The sequence below is a fragment of the Flavobacterium johnsoniae genome (genome assembly GCF_001879205.1).
Taxonomy (GTDB): Bacteria; Bacteroidota; Bacteroidia; order Flavobacteriales; family Flavobacteriaceae; genus Flavobacterium; species Flavobacterium johnsoniae_A.
Map to the genome: position 1 here is coordinate 544,192 of NZ_MLFK01000007.1, position 16,806 is coordinate 560,997.

The window sequence follows — 16,806 nt, forward strand, 5'->3', positions numbered from 1 at the left end:
AAAACTAAAAAAAACTACTTCTTTTTAGCTTTTGTCTCTGTTTTAGCAGCCGGTTTCTTCTTGTCGTAATTTAAAGTCTCTTTTCTTACTTTCAGAGGTACATCTTTATCTTTCGCTTCCTGGTCTTTGCCTTCTTGTATTAATTTTTCATTCAGTTCATTATCTTCGGCTGTAAAAATATCATCTTTAGATTTTATTCTTTCATCACCTCGCCATATAAAACCTCTTAGTTTTCGGGCGTTTTCCGGTAAATCGGCTTCGGGATAAATGTCGCCATCTACTTTATTAAAGAATGTGATTGTTTCGATCAAATTGTTTTCCAGAATCAAATTGATTTTACTGCTCACATTTTTATTAATTCCAATGAGCTGATTGTCGTCATTCCGCATAAAATAGACGACTTCCGTATTTTTAATAACGTCGACATCATGGAGTTTTCCTTCCTTAAATTTCCCAAACAAATTGAGTCCCTTGACCTGGTTATAACCCGTGCCGAGCGTATCCTTGGAAATTATAAAAGTATTGTTGAGGACTTTTAATGAGTCTAATTTTTTGGTATTGTTATCACCAATTAAATGCATAATATCTCCGGTAATCTGGCTTTCACCATTCCAAATAATAGGATTTCCAATTAATTTAGTCAATGCCGTTTTAGAATTGGAATGTATCGAATCGCATTTGCCGCTCATATCTGTTTTGTAGAAACGAACATTATTAAAAGCCCTTAAAATTCGTTCACCTTCTTTTCCGGTAACCATCAATTTTTTTCCGTGAATATAAACAGAGTCATTTTCAACTAAATTAATAGCCACGGCCCTTTTGGTTACAAACATCGAATCTTTTAATTTGAAAATTTCGGCATAATGTCCTTTGACAATACCTTTATTTATAGAGTCGGTAATTTTTACATTTCTTGTTGCCGAAGCAAATTCAGTATTTCGATTGTAAAATAAACTATCTCCTTCAATTCGCCTGTCGTCGTATTTTATATATGATTTCCTTAAAAAATGCGCCAGGTTTTTCTTGGTGTCATAAAAGCCCCGTTCGGTATAAATATAATTGGCTTTACTTGTAATGGTTGACGGGCCAAGTAAATATGTATGTCCCGAATTGCTGTAATAATCCAGATGATTTGATTTTATTACATATTTTGGGTTTGTAATCGTAACTTCAGTCAGGAACTGAAACTTTTTTTCGGTTGCAAAATACCTTCCCGATTTACTTACCAAAGTGTTGTCTTTGTTAACAATCGTACCTTTTGTATTGTAATAAGCCTGCTGGATATTACGATCAAAATGAATTGTATCAGTTTGTAAAGTAGCATCAGGAGAAGTCATTACGGCATCTCCGGTTGCAAAAGCTTGTTTTAGGTTACCGCTGTATTCAGCATATTTACTGTTTAAAAACAAAGTATCGCCTTGTACTAACTGTACATTTCCAAAGGCCTTAAGGTAATTTTCTCCTTCAAAAATATAAGCCTTGTTGCAGGTAAGCACGATTCCGTCATGATCTACTTTTACATTTCCGCTCAAAAGCACTGCTCCCGGTACAAGAGGTTCATTTCGTTCAAAATTATCAGCATGTTCTATGTGGATCTGTTTTGGACCTGGTTTTGCTGCTTGCGCAAAAGCGAATTGAATGCTTGAAATAAGCCCGCAAAATATAAAAAAGAGTAATTTCTTCAAGTGATTAAATTTTTGTCAAATTTATGAAAAAGGTTACAACCTTAGATTGTTATTAGCATTAATTTATAATTCAAAATTTACGGGTTAATGAGAAAGTGCCCGAACGCATAATTTATCAACAAAACCCAGAACTCCCACGTTGTAGTTGACTATTTGGATAATGTAGAAAAACAAATTGAAGAAGGTTTCTTTTGCGCTTTAAAAAATAAAGTAAATTTAGGAATTGGATTTAGAGGATACCTTGGGTTCTAAATTTCAAAAAAGAATATGTTATATTTAAAAAACTATGATAAAAAGTAAATTTATTGTTGCGGGAGTGGCCGTAACAATGTTGTTTTCAGGATGTAAAACAAAAGATTTAAAAATGAGTGAAGTAAAAGCAACGAATTCAAAAGAAAATAAAGCAGTGGTCTATCAGGTTTTTACCCGTTTGTTTGGGAATAAAAATACAACCAACAAACCTTGGGGAACAATAGAAGAAAACGGAGTTGGAAAATTTGATGATTTTACAGATAAAGCACTTCATGAAATTAAGGATTTGGGGGTTACTTATATTTGGTATACCGGGGTGCCTCATCATGCTTTGGTTCGGGATTATACTGCTTTCGGAATTTCGAATGATGATCCCGAAGTGGTAAAAGGACGCGCAGGATCTCCTTATGCTGTTAAGGATTATTACAATGTAAATCCGGATTTGGCTGTAAACCCTGCAAACAGACTTCAGGAATTTGAAGATTTAATTGCACGTACACATAAAGCAGGTTTGAAATTGATTATAGATATTGTTCCAAACCATATTGCGAGAAAATATGAAGGGAAAAATAATCCGGAAGGCGTTAAAGATTTTGGTGCCGATGATAATGTAAATGTTGAATACGACAGAAACAATAATTTCTATTATATTCCGAAGGCTCATTTTGAAATTCCTGATGGAGATATTCCCTTAAATGGAGAAAAAAATCCAATGATTGATGGTTTTTTTGATGAGAATCCTGCAAAATGGACAGGAAACGGTTCCAGAAAAGTAAAACCGGATCAAAATGACTGGTACGAAACAGTAAAAGTAAATTACGGAATTCGTCCTGATGGAACAAAAGATTTTCCGGAACTTCCTGCTGGTTTTGATCAAAAATCATATCAGGAGCATTTTGCATTTTGGCAGGACAAAGATGTGCCGGATTCCTGGAAGAAGTTTAAATCGATTGCTTTGTATTGGACAGCAAAGGGCGTTGATGGTTTTCGTTATGATATGGCCGAAATGGTTCCGTATGAATTTTGGAGTTATATGAACTCTGCGGTTAAAATGAAAAATCCAGATGCATTTTTGCTGGCAGAAGTTTATAATCCTAATGAATATCGCAATTATATTCGTTTAGGGAAAATGGATTATTTATATGATAAAGTTGAAACATACGATAAACTAAAAGATATTATCAGAGGGAAATCGTCTCCTGATGGATTATCAGACATTCAAAAAGGAATGGCAGATATCGAACATCATATGCTTCATTTTTTAGACAATCATGATGAGCAGCGTTTGGCTTCGCCTGAATTTGCAGGAACACCTGAAAGAGGAAAACCTTTAATGGTAGTTTCGACAACTTTAAGTACATCGCCAACCATGGTTTATTTCGGACAGGAAGTAGGAGAGGCCGGAAATGAAAATGCTGGTTTTGGAACACATTCCAGAACTTCAATTTTTGATTATATCGGAGTTCCAAATCATCAAAGATGGATGAACGGAGGAAAGTTTGATGGCGGACAATTGTCTGAATCGGAAAAGCAATTACGTGACTTTTACAGGCGATTATTGAATTTCTCTATAAAAAGTCCGGCTTTAATGGGACAATTTCAAGAAATTCAGTCTGTAAATCGTCAAAATAATTCAGGATATGATGAGCTTATTTATTCTTTTGTCCGATGGTCAGAAAATCAAAAAATAATTGTGACGGCCAATTTTTCTTCGGAAAAAACAAGTGAGTTTGACTTAAAAATTCCGGCGGATATTATTTCAAAATGGAATTTAAAAGATGGAGAGTATAAGCTTACAGATCAATTGTACCAAAAGAATTCAGTTAGATTAACAGTGAATAATGGAGAAGGCACTGCAAGAGTTAAAATACTGCCTTCAGAATCGTTTATTTTTGAGTTGAAATAGAATATAAGAATCTGCATCAATAAAAAAAAGCTGATACAATTTTGTATCAGCTTTTTTTATTTTATACTTTTTTGACCTTTTTGAGGGCTTCAACATAATATTCGTTTACTTTTTCCCAATTAATATGTTCGTAAAAAGCATCAATATAACTTCCTTTCCTGTTTTGATAATCGAGATAATAAGCATGTTCCCATAAGTCAATACCTAAAATAGGCGTTCCCGGGATTAAGGCATTTTTCATTAACGGATTGTCTTGATTTTCAGTTGTTGTAATTTGAAGTTTTCCATATCGGTCTACAACTAACCAAACCCAGCCAGAACCAAACTGTTTTTCCGCCTGACCTTTAAATTGATTGGTAAGGTTATTAAAAGAACCAAATTCTTTATTAATAGAACCTGCCAGTGTATCTTTTGGAGTTTGCTCTTTTGGAGTTAAAATATTAAAATACAAGGTATGATTGTAATATCCACCCGCATTCTGACGAAGTTTCAAATTAGTAAGAGGCATTTTTTTTAAAATGTCCTCAATGGGCATATTTTCAAACTCAGTCGAAACAATTTCTTTATTAAAAGCATTAGTATACGACACATAATGTTTAGAATAATGAGTTTCTAAAGTTAATGATCGTAAAGCCGGACTTAACGCATCGTAAGCAAAAGGCAGTTTTGTAAGTTCAAACGAACCCGGATCTGCTTTTACATCGTTTGGTGATCCAATTACAATTTTTTCTTCTTTGGTAGGCAGCGGTACTTCTACAACTTCGGTCAGCTTATTGTTATCATTACAAGAAAATAATAGTAAAAATGAAGCTAAAATGCTGAATCGAACAATGTTTTTCTTCATAATCTTAATTTATTTTGCTGTTAGTGAATTAATAATTTCGATGTAATTCTCCTTGGCTTCGTCGATTGATATATGACTAATCTGCATCCAGGCATTTGTTTTAAAAGCATCTCTTAAATCAAAATTCTCAGATTGATTGTACACAGCTGTTCCAAATGTAGCCTGTTTGTAATAGGCATAAAGTCTTAACTGCACATCTTGAGGCAGTGAGGCCTGAGTCATATTCATTGCGATTTCTACAGCCTCAGAAAAACGAGTATCTAAATCTTTTTGAGCCATTTAAGCTTTTGTAGCAATAATAGTTTTTCCTCCAATTGCTTTTTGATTTAAAGCAACATTAATTGGTGTACCTAAAGGTAAAAATAAATCTACTCTCGATCCAAATTTAATAAAACCTGCATCTGTACCTTGGATAACCTGCATTCCTTCCTGAGCATAATTTACAATTCTGCGTGCCAGAGCACCTGCAATTTGTCTGTAAAGTACTGCGCCAAAAGTATCGTTTTCGATTACAACTGTTGTTCTTTCGTTTTCTTCACTTGCTTTTGGGTGCCATGCTACTAGAAATTTTCCAGGGTGGTATTTACTGAATTTAATAATTCCGTCCATTGCATAACGAGTAACGTGCACGTTGATAGGAGACATAAAGATAGAAACTTGTAAACGTTTGTCTTTAAAATATTCACCTTCGTAAACTTCTTCAATTACTACTACTTTCCCATCAACCGGAGCAAGAATATGATCGCTGTTTCTAACGGCAATTCTTTTTGGATTTCTAAAAAATTGTAAAATAATAATCAGAACCAATAGCGCTGCTATCTGAACAAGCATTCTCAGCCAATTGATATCAATAAATCTATCAGCAATTACAAGTACGGCAACAGTAAAAACTGTTCCTAATAAAATAGATGGGGCTCCTTCTTTATGAAACATAATATAAAATTTGATAAAATAAAAATATAATTGGTGCTACAAATATAACACTATCTAATCGATCTAGTATACCTCCGTGTCCCGGCATAATCGAGCCGCTGTCTTTTACTCCGGCAATTCTTTTAAATTTAGATTCGATTAAATCTCCAATCGTTCCAAAAACACTTACGATTAAGGCAATAATAGTCCAAATTAAGATAGATTTACTGCTAAAAGCCGGATTAGGCTGTATGTATAGTTTTGAAATTAAAAAACCTGCAAATGCGGCGAAAACCATACCTCCCAGAAAACCTTCTATTGTTTTTTTAGGAGAAACACGTTCGAATAATTTATGTTTTCCAATAGATTTTCCAACCAGATAAGCAAATGTATCATTTGTCCAGATTAGTACAAATAAACCAATAATGATCTTTGGGTTGTAATCATTTGTTCCAAAGGAAATTTTGACAATAAATAGGAAAGGAAGTGTAATATATCCCAGTAGATATAAGTATTTCGATGAAATGCTTACTTTTTGAACTGAATCGTAAAATAAGAACAATATGCATTTAATAGATACCACAATAGTTATGGCAAGAAGGACAAGATCTAATTGCTGGATATTGGTTTCTAAATCAAGATTGGTATTAAAAGTATTGTTTAAATATGCGGTTGTTTCTTTATTGTAATGGCTTACCAATACAACTGAAGAGTAGAGTAAAGTGCCAAAAAGAATCGAAAAGATTTTATTTAGGCTTACTAAATTCGAAAATTCGTAGATTGTGATGATTAGAAAAATACCAAAAAGAATGATAAAGCTTTCGGTAGAAAACAGGATTGAACTTAATAACAGAGCAATATAAACAGCACCAGAAATGGTTCTCTTAAGCGTTTCATTCATCTTAAAGATCTTCTAAGAGCAGTAAATAAAGGTTTTTGGCAACACTTCCGTATTGGGTAAAATCTTCTTCTTTTGCTTTTTCGAAATATTTTATTGTAGTGATATTAGTTGGTATATCTCTTTCGTATTTGCGTTTTATGGCACTTAGACCATCACTTTTCATTGGGAGTATTTGACTTGTCGTGGCAATTATAACAATATTTGCCGGTAAATCATTTGGTTTGTTTTGCCTGATTTGTTTTGATGAAAACAAAATAGAACCTTCATCTGCAATTAGATTTTCGCAGCTTGCTAATAAAAATTTAGGTTTAGAAGGGGCGATGTAAAATAATTTGTTTTCTTCTAACAAACTAAAAAGAGCCGGTTCGTAACATAAAACTTCATTTTCGAACCAATCGTTTTCTTCTAAAATATTTTCGAATTGTTCTGCAACTTCCTGGCTGTTTTCACAGTACAAAAATTTACCGCCATTTTTTTTGAAATTAAAGATGAATTGTTCATCTAATGACAAATGACTGTTTGGAGCAGGAGTTCCTGCGTATTCACTTTCGTGTTCTTCGTCAGAAGCAGATTCGCTGGAACCAAATATTTTTTTGAAAAAATTCATTTTTTATATGAAATACTTTACATGTTAATTGAAAACGTTCAAAGATAAAAAAATCTTAATTCAAAAGGGTATTTTGAATTAAGATTTTAAAAAATATTACATATTTACTGATAGATTTACGAAACCACCTCTTCTAAATTTTTGTCAAAAGTACGTTTTCCGAAAATTGTTTCTAAGTCATCTTTAAAAATAACTTCTTTTTCAATCAATATATCAGCAAGTTGATTTAGTTTGTCTTTATTTTCTTCAAGAATCTGAATAGCTCTTTGGTATTGACCTTCAATTAATTCTGAAATTTCTTTGTCAATAATTTTTGCAGTTTCATCCGAATATGGTTTTGAGAAATTGTATTCGCTTTGTCCTGTTGAATCGTAATACGTAACATTTCCAATTTTTTCATTCAAACCGTAAATAGTTACCATAGCACGAGCCTGACGCGTTACTTTTTCTAAATCGCTTAATGCACCAGTCGAAATTCTGTCAAAAGTTACCTTTTCAGCAGCTCTACCACCCATAGTAGCACACATTTCGTCTAACATTTGATCTGTTCTTACGATTTGTCTCTCTTCTGGTAAATACCATGCAGCACCTAAACTTTGTCCACGAGGTACGATAGTTACTTTAATAAGCGGCGCAGCGTGCTCTAACATCCAGCTTACAGTAGCATGACCAGCTTCGTGAATTGCAATTGCCCTTTTCTCGTCTGGAGTAATGATTTTATTTTTCTTTTCAAGACCACCAATAATTCTGTCAACGGCATCAAGGAAATCTTGTCTGTCCACTGCAGGTTTGTTATTACGGGCAGCAATTAAAGCGGCTTCGTTACAAACGTTGGCAATATCAGCACCAGAGAAACCTGGGGTTTGTTTTGCTAAGAAATCCAAATCAAGACCTTCAACTTTTTTAATTGGTTTTAAGTGTACTTGGAAGATTTCTGCTCTCTCGCGAATATCCGGTAAGTCAACAAAGATTTGTCTGTCAAAACGTCCGGCACGCATTAAAGCTTTATCTAAAACATCAGCTCTATTTGTTGCTGCTAAAACAATTACATTTGAGTTTGTACCAAAACCATCCATTTCTGTCAGTAATTGATTCAAAGTGTTTTCTCTTTCGTCGTTTCCGCCAGACATATTGCTTTTTCCACGTGCTCTACCAACAGCGTCAATTTCATCAATAAAGATAATTGCCGGCGATTTTTCTTTAGCCTGTTTAAACAAGTCACGCACACGAGATGCACCAACTCCCACAAACATTTCTACGAAATCAGAACCTGATAAAGAGAAAAACGGAACCTGAGCTTCGCCTGCAACAGCTTTTGCTAATAATGTTTTACCAGTTCCCGGAGGTCCAACAAGTAAAGCTCCTTTTGGAATTTTACCTCCAAGATTAGTATATTTTTCAGGATTTTTAAGGAATTCAACAATTTCCTGAATTTCTTCTTTTGCGCCTTCTAAACCAGCTACATCTTTAAAAGTAGTTTTGATATCTGTTTTTTCATCAAAAAGTTTAGCTTTAGATTTTCCAATGTTGAAAATTTGTCCGCCTCCGCCAGCGCCTCCGCCAGACATTTTACGCATAATGAAAATCCATACACCAATAATAATGATGATAGGAAGTAAGCTGATTAAAATATCGCTCCAATTGTTTTTTTGAAGAAAGTTGAAGTCTTTCAGTTTGCCTTCACCAACTGCTTTTTCCAGTTTAGTTTGAAAGATCTGGTCGTTACCGATTTCTAAAGTATAGTGCGGTCCTTTATTTGGTCTTTCAAAAATATCTTTAGCAACTTTTTTGTTTGCTGCATCTTTAAGCGCCGCCTGAGTTAAGTAAACCTCAGCTTCAGCTTTATTGTAAACGATTACTTTTTCAATTTGTCCTTTTTCTAATAATACATTGAATTTAGAAGAGGTCAATTGAGCAGGTTCGCTTAAGTTAGATCCACCGGTTGCAAAACTTATAAATAAAAAAACTAAAAGTATTGCGGTATATATTAACCAGGGACTTATTTTAAATTTACTCGGATTTGGATTATTATCTTTAGCCATTTAGAAAAATTTTTCTTTTAGTATTTGTTTTCGATTGTAGTTATTTTGGCGTCACCCCAAAGGCTTTCGATATTATAGTATTCGCGAATGTGTTTCTGGAAAACGTGTACCACGATATGCACATAATCCATAAGAACCCATTCTGCGTTATCGGTTCCTTCTACGTGCCATGGTTTGTCTTTTAAATCTTTAGAAACTGTTTTTTGAATTGAGTTTACAATGGCGTTAACTTGGGTATTTGAGCTACCGTTGCAAATGACAAAATAGTCACAAACTGCTGTGTCTATATCTCTTAAGTCAAGAATGTCAATATCATTTCCTTTTACTTCCTCAATCCCTTTGATTATGTTCGCCAATAGAACATCATTATTAATAGTCTTTTTCGCCATGAATTATTTTATATGAATTTGTAAAGTTACCAAATTTTGTGATTATTTTTGAACCTTAACAAAATATTAAATTAAGTTATTTCAATTATTTAATGAAACTAATCAAACTCGATGCCATAGATTCTACAAATGATTTCCTAAAATCATTGTCAAGCCAGGATGAACTAGAGAATTTTACGGTGGTAACGGCTGAAAATCAGACAAAAGGCAAAGGACAAATGGGGGCGAAGTGGAAGTCTGAGACAGGTAAAAACTTAATTATGAGTGTTTTGGTGAAAGATTTTCTGTTTGATAACGAACAGGTTTTTAACCTCAGTATTGTAGTTTCTTTATCGGTTCTGGACGTTTTAAAATCGTTAAATATTCCTGATTTATGTATAAAATGGCCAAACGACATAATGTCATACAATAAGAAAATTGGTGGCATACTTATAGAAAATACTCTCAAAAGTGATGGCAGAATCGTGTCAGTTGTCGGGATTGGACTAAATGTCAATCAAACTAATTTTGAAGAACTGCCCAGAGGTTCCTCTTTGGCCGTTATTTGTGGAAGAACTTTTGATAAAAATGAACTGACAATTTTAATAGCTGAAAAAATAAAGGAGAAAACGGAATTATGGCAAAATGAAGTCTCTGTTTTTTGGGAAGATTATTTTAATTCTCTATTTAGGAAAGGTATTCCCATGCCTTTTAAAAACCTGGAAGGCAATAATTTTATGGGAATCATTCAAGGTGTTTCTCCTGTTGGAAAATTACAGGTTTTACTGGAAGATGATTCGGTTTCAGAATTTGAGATTAAAGAGATACAGATGCTTTATTAGAAAGATGCTACGGTTCTGAGGAGCTGAGATGCTAAGTTTTTTTGCAGAATGAAAGAACAAAAAAAGTCCAATCGTTAGATTGGACTTTTTATTTATCATTTACAATTAATAATTTATCATTATTAAAGTTTATTCATATTGTTTGCTAAAGTTTCAATGAACTTACTGATAGGACCTTTAACCATCATGGCCATCATCGCGTTGAATTCGCCTTCAAAGAATAATTGAACAGCGCTTTCTGAATCAGATATGCTGTCAATATTTGAAACTAAAGTAAACGGAAGTTTATCGCTTGCAGCACCCAAAACAATTTTATTTGGAGCCGTTTTATCTTTCATCTTTAGTTTGATTTCCGGCATGCCTTTTAATCCAAAAATAAAAGAGTCTTCTCCGGTTACTTCAAATTTAGCAATGTTATCCGGCATTAATTTTTCAAAATTCTTAACATCAGTCAATTGATCAAATAAATCTTGAGCTGATTTCTGAACAGTAACTTTTGGACTTTCTAAGTTCATATGTTTTTTATTTTTTTGTTTTTACCGCAAATTGCGCTAAGTTTTTTTATATACAAGGTTTTACAAAACGCTAAGTTCACAATGCCAGATCAAATTAGCCTCCAATACTGAAGTCTCGGGATAAATTTCAAAATCCAAAAAAGAGCACAGCGATCTTTTAAAATCTAAAATTATTCCTGCCCCCAAGTCGACGGACTTTCGTTCCATTCAAGCAAAGTCGACTGCTGATCTTCGGTAATGTATTGTTTCTGAACCGCTAAATCCAATAAATTCTCATAATTGCTTAAGGTAAACAAATCGATATTAGCCTCTTTGAAGTTTTCCTCGGCAACACCAAAACCATAAGTAAAAATGGCGGCCATACCTTTAATATTTGCACCTTCGCTTCTTAAAGCTTCTACAGCCATCAAACTGCTTTTTCCAGTGCTGATTAAATCTTCAACAACCACAACATTCTGGCCTTTTTGTAAAAAACCTTCAACTTGATTTTGTCTTCCGTGTTTTTTTGGTTCAGGTCGCACATATACAAATGGAAGTCCAAGGCTTTCGGCAACCAAAATTCCTACTCCAATGGCTCCAGTAGCAACACCGGCAATGACATCAGGTTTTCCAAATTGTTTTTCAATATTTTTCGCAAACTCATCACGAACGTAGTTTCGGATGCTCGGAAATGAAAGAATTAACCTATTATCGCAATAAATAGGAGATTTCCAACCAGAAGCCCATGTAAAAGGATTTTCGGGATTCAATTTAATTGCATTTATTTGCAAAAGCAATTCGGCTGTTTTTTCGGCAGTATCTTTATTAAAAATCATAGTACAAATGTATAAAGTTTTTGTGAACGACAAACCACTTTTTTGACAAATGAAATCTCAAAGGAAACAGATTTTCAATTGTTCTTGTTGGAGAGTATTGATATCGAACAGCTTATAGTGAAAATTTTTCAAAATAAAATTCAAAAAGCTATTTTATATCATCCCGACGAAAGTGAAATAATGAAAACCCTCAAGGCCAAAATTCCGGTAAATAAAGCCGGCGGAGGTTTCGTGTACAATAAAAAAGGAGAGGTTTTATTTATCTTCAGAAACGGAAAATGGGATTTGCCTAAGGGCGGAATCGAGAAAGGTGAGGACATTGAAGCGACTGCAATGCGCGAAGTAGAGGAAGAAACAGGCGTAAACCAACTCCGAATCACAAACAAGCTTCAAAAAACGTATCATATTTTCAAACGCAACGGAAAATACAAACTCAAAATCACGCATTGGTTCGAAATGCATTCTGATTTTGAAGGAACACCAAAAGGACAAATTGAAGAAGGAATAGAAAAAGTAGCCTGGTTAAACCCGGAACAAATTAAAGAAGCCCTTAAAAACTCCTACGAAAACATCAAATTATTATTTGAAGAGGAAGAAATTCCGACAGAAAAGACGGCACCGCCTGTTCCGTATCGATCAGGGCCCAATTCCGATAATTAATATTAGGGCGTGCCACCAATAAAAAAAAGACCCAATCAACTTTGCGTTCATTGGGTCTTTTTTTATTGCTGTCGGGCTATCCGCGCTGCTTCGGCAGCTTGCTTCTATCCCTCACGCGAAGCCGTACTTTGTAGATTCGTTTGGCAAATTTTATTTTTAATTTACAAGTCTATCTGATAAATTCGGGATTCTTCTTCCCAAGGGTGATAACCTTGCCCAATGTAGTTAAAACCAAATTTTTCGTAAAGCCCAATATGATCAGTACACAGATATAAGTTTTTAAATCCAGCATTTTTAGAATCTTCTTTGGCTTTTTCAATTAATATTTGGCTATAACTGTTTCCCCTGTGTTTCTCCTCTATAAAAATAGCGCAAATCCAAGGATATAAGTCCATTCTGCTAATAAAGTCATTTGTAATAAGTCCCGCACAGCCAATAATCTCACCGTTATTTTCTAATAAATACCATTGCGGCAAAGAGTCTTTCGCATTTATGCTGTGTTTAATACAGTCTTCATAAATAATTGGTAATATTTCAGACCAGCTATTTTGTAAATATTCAATCGTTTTATCTTTATATTCAGGGTTTTCCCTTACTGAAATTATTCTCATTTCGGTTTTAAATTTTAGAGTGCAAAACTTAATTGTTTACACTCTTTATTCACTATCTTCATTTTTTATGCCTTTAAGTAATGCATAAATTGCCATTGAATGTCCTTGGCCTAAGTCAAAATCATTTTTAAGCCAGTTTACAATATCTCCGGCTTTTACTTCAGGCTTTAGCTTTCCTTCGGCGGTAAATCCTTTTTGTTCTGCCAGAGTTCTAAACTCAGCCGGACCATTTCCTGTTTTTTCTCTAATTGTTTTTAAGTATCCCTGAAATGACATAAAATAATATTTTAATAGTTAAGTAAGTCTAAAATACAAATTTTAAATATAATAGGTTTTTAAGTCTTTAGGTTCTTTAGTTAACTTTCAAAATTTGACAAAGTTCTACTCGTGACCTTTTTGAAATTAGTGCTTTTAGAAAACACTATAAATCAAAAAAGTTCAGCTCATTTTGAATGTAAAAGACTACAAAACCCGATAAACAGGATACTGCATATGCGCCTTTTCATAATAAACAGAATTCTTGTAAATCCAATTTAACTGTGCTTCAGCATTTTTTGCAAATTCGCGGTCGTTTTGTTTTTTGGTTTCTAATTCTGCTTTTAAAGCTGGATTTTCTTTTAAGAGATTCGCTGCAGTATCTTCAAAAATATATTCTGAGTAATGTTCTTTTTGCTGTAAAATAGGATCGAAGAAATTCCAGTTAAAGAAAGAGTCAACACCTTCTGGTTCAAAAGCTTCTAGAAGATATTTTACACCTTTTTGACTTGTTGGAACGAGATAATCACCTTTGGCGAAAGCCATTTTAACCATTTTAGAAGTTACTGTTGTATTTCGATGTAAATAGTGTCCTTCGTATGCAGACGGAACAGTTTTAAAATCGGCAATTTTATAGCTTTCTACTTCAATGATGGTATCATTTTTAAGTTGTGAAAAACTAATGTTATTGTTCTTTAAAAGGTCAATAATATTCCAATAACCACGCGGAATGATATAAGCAGATGGAATAACAACGTCTTTTACTGATTTGAATTCTTTGATATACGGAACGTTTTTTTTGTATGGTTTGTTTCTGTCGTAATACAAACGATTTCCTGTTGTTGCGTCGCTTTTCTTGTAACCTGCTTCATAGCCTAAAAATGAAAAAGTAGTAGCTTTTGTGCTGTCTAATTCCCATTTCAAAGTATAAGATTTTTTAGGCTGATATTGTTGTAAATTCTTTGCTCTTAAATCTTTTATCTTTTGATAATTCGCATCGGTAAAATCGATGGTCGATTTCATGTATTCATACGTCATTTTTACACGTTCTGCATATTTTTTCAGCATGTGCGTTTCAACCACAAAACCAATTGTATTAAACAGCGAAGTATAGCCCGTTGTATATCGCGGACTATCTACAAACTGCCCAAAACCTTTGTCTGGAGTATCCTTAAATGAATCTACATAAGGCGTAGTTTCGATTTTCTTTTTTTGTAAATCTTTTACCAGTGCCGGCATCATTTCGTTATTTAGAAAATCGCCCAAAACAGTTCCCAATTTATTATGCTGTGTCATAATATAAGTCAGTTTGTATTGATAATCAGAACCGTTGCTTACGTGATTATCAATAAAAACATCGGCATTTATTTTCTGAAAAATCTCAACAAAACTTTTGGTGTTTCTTGTGTCAGATTTCATCATATCGCGATTCAAATCGTAGTTTCTCGCATTACCTCTAAAACCGTAAATTTCTGGTCCGTCCTGATTAGCTCTTGTTGTCGAATTTCGGTTTAAGGCACCGCCAATATTATAAACCGGAATGGTTACTAAAACAGTATTTTTAGGTGCTTTCAGTTTGCCAATTGCCAGGTCTCTGTAAAATTGCATTGTTGCGTCGATTCCATCAGGTTCTCCGGCGTGGATTCCGTTATTGACAAAAAGAACCGCTTTGGTTTTCTGGATTTTCTCAAAATCAAAATTTTTATCAGGATTAAAAGTCACCATGTGCAAAGGTTCTCCGGAATCGGTTAATCCCATTTCTTTAATTTGAATCGTTGGGAAATCATGAGCCAAAAGCTTAAAATAAGTAATAGTTTCATGATATGAAGCCGATTGATTTCCGTTTCCTTTCTCAAAAAACGTATCGTATTTTTTATTGTTTTGAGCAAAGATCGAGATTGTAAAAACTGAAATGAAAAGGGTTAAGAGTTTCATGATTTTGGTTTTAATAGAAAAGTCAAATATAAAGTTTATTTGTTTTAGGTTTCTAATTTCAATTTTGAATTGAGGGTAGAACAACTTTGGCATTTTACCGCAAAGAGCGCAAGGTTTTTACTACCTGAGGTTTATAAAAAAAATATAAGTCCGCAAAGCTCTGTGGGTAAAATTTTGCGAACATTGCGTAAACCTTGCGCTCTTTGCGGTAAATTGTATTAAACTTGAAACAAAAGAAAACCTGAAACTTGAAACAACTTTTAATTACTTTTGCAAAATGAATAAAAATCACCATTCCAATAATATACTTTCGAATTTAGGTATTGAGAGCCTGAACGAAATGCAGGATGCAGCACAAGACGCTATCCTGAACGATAATAATGTTTTACTGCTTTCTCCAACGGGATCTGGAAAAACGCTGGCTTTTTTGCTTCCGGTTTTAGAATTATTACAGCCTGAAATATTATCGGTTCAGTGTTTAATTTTAGTTCCTTCGCGCGAACTTGGACTGCAGATTGAACAGGTTTGGAAGAAAATGGGAACGCAGTACAAAGTAAATATTTGTTACGGCGGACACTCGATTGATACTGAAATTAAGAATTTAAGCAATCCTCCGGCAGTTTTAATTGGAACGCCCGGAAGAATTGCGGATCATATTGACAGAGATACTTTTAGAACCGATAAAATTCAGACTTTAATCTTAGATGAATTTGATAAATCACTTCAATTAGGGTTTCATGAACAGATGTCTTTTATTATTGGAAGATTACCAAAAGTAAACAAACGAGTTTTGGTTTCGGCTACCTCTGATATCGAAATTCCAAAATATACCAGAGTTGTAAACCCAACGGTTTTAGATTTTATTCCGGAAGAAGAAGAGAAAGCAAATCTTTCGATGAAAATGGTTTTGTAGCCTTCAAAAGATAAGCTAGAAAGTTTGTTCAATTTGGTTTGTTCGCTGAAATCGCAGTCGGCTATTATATTTTGTAACCATCGTGATGCGGCAGAACGTATCAGCGACACTTTAAATGAAAAAGGAATCTACGCCACCTATTATCACGGAGGAATGGATCAGGATGAGCGTGAACGTGCTTTAATTCAATTTAGAAACGGAAGTATCAGTTACCTCATCACGACAGATCTTGCTGCAAGGGGATTGGATATTCCGGAAATGAAACACGTAATTCATTATCATCTGCCTTTAAAAGAAGATGAATTTACACATCGTAATGGGCGTACAGCACGTATGCAGGCAACAGGAACAGCGTATATTATTGTTCACGAAAGTGAAAAAAAATTGGATTATATCGATTATAACATGGAAGTTTTGGATGTGAAAAATGTAAATTCTTTACCAAAACCACCAGAATTTCAAACCATATATATAAGCGGTGGAAAAAAGACCAAACTGAATAAATTTGATATCGTTGGTTTCTTTTCTCAAAAAGGAAAACTTGAAAAAGATGATTTAGGACTTATTGAAGTAAAAGATTTTGTTTCATTTGCAGCGGTAAAATTCGGGAAAGTGAAAGAACTTTTGAAGAATATTAAAGAGGAGAAAATGAAGGGTAAAAAGTTTAAAATTGAAGTTGCCCGTAATGTAATTAAGAAAGAAGAAGAGAAAAATAAGAAATTTTAGTCTTGTAAGATAGTTGT

Annotated in this window: 15 protein-coding genes and 2 pseudogenes; 4 read left to right on the forward strand and 13 right to left on the reverse strand. The window is 33.9% G+C overall.

The annotated features are described in order from the left end of the window. Window positions 1-14 precede the first annotated feature (14 nt). Window positions 15-1,685 carry an OstA-like protein gene (locus tag BKM63_RS13955; protein ID WP_071637175.1) on the reverse strand — a complete coding sequence of 557 codons (1,671 nt, stop codon included), beginning with the start codon at window positions 1,683-1,685 and terminating at the stop codon, window positions 15-17. Window positions 1,686-1,971: 286 nt separating this feature from the next. On the opposite strand from BKM63_RS13955, the gene BKM63_RS13960 reads away from it, so the two are divergent. Next, entirely contained in the window at window positions 1,972-3,843 is a 1,872-nt protein-coding gene (locus BKM63_RS13960) for an alpha-amylase family protein (protein WP_071637176.1), read from the forward strand. 61 nt (window positions 3,844-3,904) lie between these two features. Here the strand turns inward: BKM63_RS13960 and BKM63_RS13965 are convergent, their stop codons facing one another. From BKM63_RS13965 to rsfS, 7 genes are all read right to left on the reverse strand, one after another. Continuing rightward, window positions 3,905-4,687, reverse strand: coding sequence for a superoxide dismutase (locus tag BKM63_RS13965; protein WP_071637177.1), 783 nt, complete (start codon window positions 4,685-4,687; stop codon window positions 3,905-3,907). Window positions 4,688-4,696: 9 nt separating this feature from the next. Continuing rightward, complete coding sequence (locus BKM63_RS13970) at window positions 4,697-4,966, reverse strand: acyl-CoA-binding protein (protein ID WP_071637178.1); 270 nt, start codon at window positions 4,964-4,966, stop codon at window positions 4,697-4,699. Then, window positions 4,967-5,620, reverse strand: coding sequence for a phosphatidylserine decarboxylase family protein (locus BKM63_RS13975; RefSeq protein ID WP_071637179.1), 654 nt, complete (start codon window positions 5,618-5,620; stop codon window positions 4,967-4,969). Further along, a complete protein-coding gene (locus BKM63_RS13980; protein WP_071637180.1) occupies window positions 5,610-6,500 on the reverse strand; it encodes a phosphatidate cytidylyltransferase in 891 nt (296 codons plus the stop codon). Before BKM63_RS13980 ends, BKM63_RS13975 begins: the two co-directional genes overlap by 11 nt. Window position 6,501: 1 nt before the next feature. Next, window positions 6,502-7,107 (reverse strand): lactate utilization protein B/C, encoded by a 606-nt coding sequence (locus tag BKM63_RS13985; RefSeq protein ID WP_071637181.1) that lies wholly within the window; start codon window positions 7,105-7,107, stop codon window positions 6,502-6,504. Between the two features lie 116 nt (window positions 7,108-7,223). Beyond that, window positions 7,224-9,149, reverse strand: coding sequence for an ATP-dependent zinc metalloprotease FtsH (gene ftsH, locus BKM63_RS13990; RefSeq protein ID WP_071637182.1), 1,926 nt, complete (start codon window positions 9,147-9,149; stop codon window positions 7,224-7,226). 17 nt (window positions 9,150-9,166) lie between these two features. Beyond that, on the reverse strand, window positions 9,167-9,538 hold the full coding sequence (gene rsfS / locus BKM63_RS13995; RefSeq protein ID WP_012024667.1) for a ribosome silencing factor: 372 nt from the start codon (window positions 9,536-9,538) through the stop codon (window positions 9,167-9,169). Between the two features lie 92 nt (window positions 9,539-9,630). Here rsfS and BKM63_RS14000 point away from each other — a divergent pair, with 92 nt between their 5' ends. Beyond that, the gene (locus tag BKM63_RS14000) at window positions 9,631-10,359 is read left to right on the forward strand and encodes a biotin--[acetyl-CoA-carboxylase] ligase (protein WP_071637183.1); all 729 of its coding nucleotides are present in this window, start codon (window positions 9,631-9,633) and stop codon (window positions 10,357-10,359) included. A 122-nt stretch (window positions 10,360-10,481) separates the two neighbouring features. Here BKM63_RS14000 and BKM63_RS14005 read toward each other — a convergent pair whose 3' ends face one another. Both BKM63_RS14005 and pyrE read right to left on the reverse strand, forming a co-directional pair. Further along, the gene (locus tag BKM63_RS14005; protein ID WP_071637184.1) at window positions 10,482-10,874 is read right to left on the reverse strand and encodes an orotate phosphoribosyltransferase; all 393 of its coding nucleotides are present in this window, start codon (window positions 10,872-10,874) and stop codon (window positions 10,482-10,484) included. A 170-nt stretch (window positions 10,875-11,044) separates the two neighbouring features. Then, complete coding sequence (gene pyrE / locus BKM63_RS14010) at window positions 11,045-11,689, reverse strand: orotate phosphoribosyltransferase (RefSeq protein WP_071637185.1); 645 nt, start codon at window positions 11,687-11,689, stop codon at window positions 11,045-11,047. A gap of 7 nt (window positions 11,690-11,696) precedes the next feature. On the opposite strand from pyrE, the pseudogene BKM63_RS14015 reads away from it, so the two are divergent. Then, window positions 11,697-12,349, forward strand: a pseudogene (locus BKM63_RS14015) (NUDIX hydrolase). Window positions 12,350-12,510: 161 nt separating this feature from the next. Here BKM63_RS14015 and BKM63_RS14020 read toward each other — a convergent pair. From BKM63_RS14020 to BKM63_RS14030, 3 genes are all read right to left on the reverse strand, one after another. Further along, window positions 12,511-12,960: a GNAT family N-acetyltransferase gene (locus BKM63_RS14020; RefSeq protein WP_071637186.1), complete on the reverse strand. Its 450-nt coding sequence runs from the start codon at window positions 12,958-12,960 to the stop codon at window positions 12,511-12,513. 45 nt (window positions 12,961-13,005) lie between these two features. Beyond that, a complete protein-coding gene (locus BKM63_RS14025) occupies window positions 13,006-13,236 on the reverse strand; it encodes a DUF4287 domain-containing protein (RefSeq protein ID WP_071637187.1) in 231 nt (76 codons plus the stop codon). 186 nt (window positions 13,237-13,422) lie between these two features. Beyond that, window positions 13,423-15,150 (reverse strand): M14 family metallopeptidase, encoded by a 1,728-nt coding sequence (locus BKM63_RS14030; protein WP_071637188.1) that lies wholly within the window; start codon window positions 15,148-15,150, stop codon window positions 13,423-13,425. 277 nt (window positions 15,151-15,427) lie between these two features. Here BKM63_RS14030 and BKM63_RS14035 point away from each other — a divergent pair. After that, window positions 15,428-16,789 (forward strand): annotated as a pseudogene (locus BKM63_RS14035) (DEAD/DEAH box helicase). The last annotated feature ends 17 nt before the right edge of the window (window positions 16,790-16,806 follow it).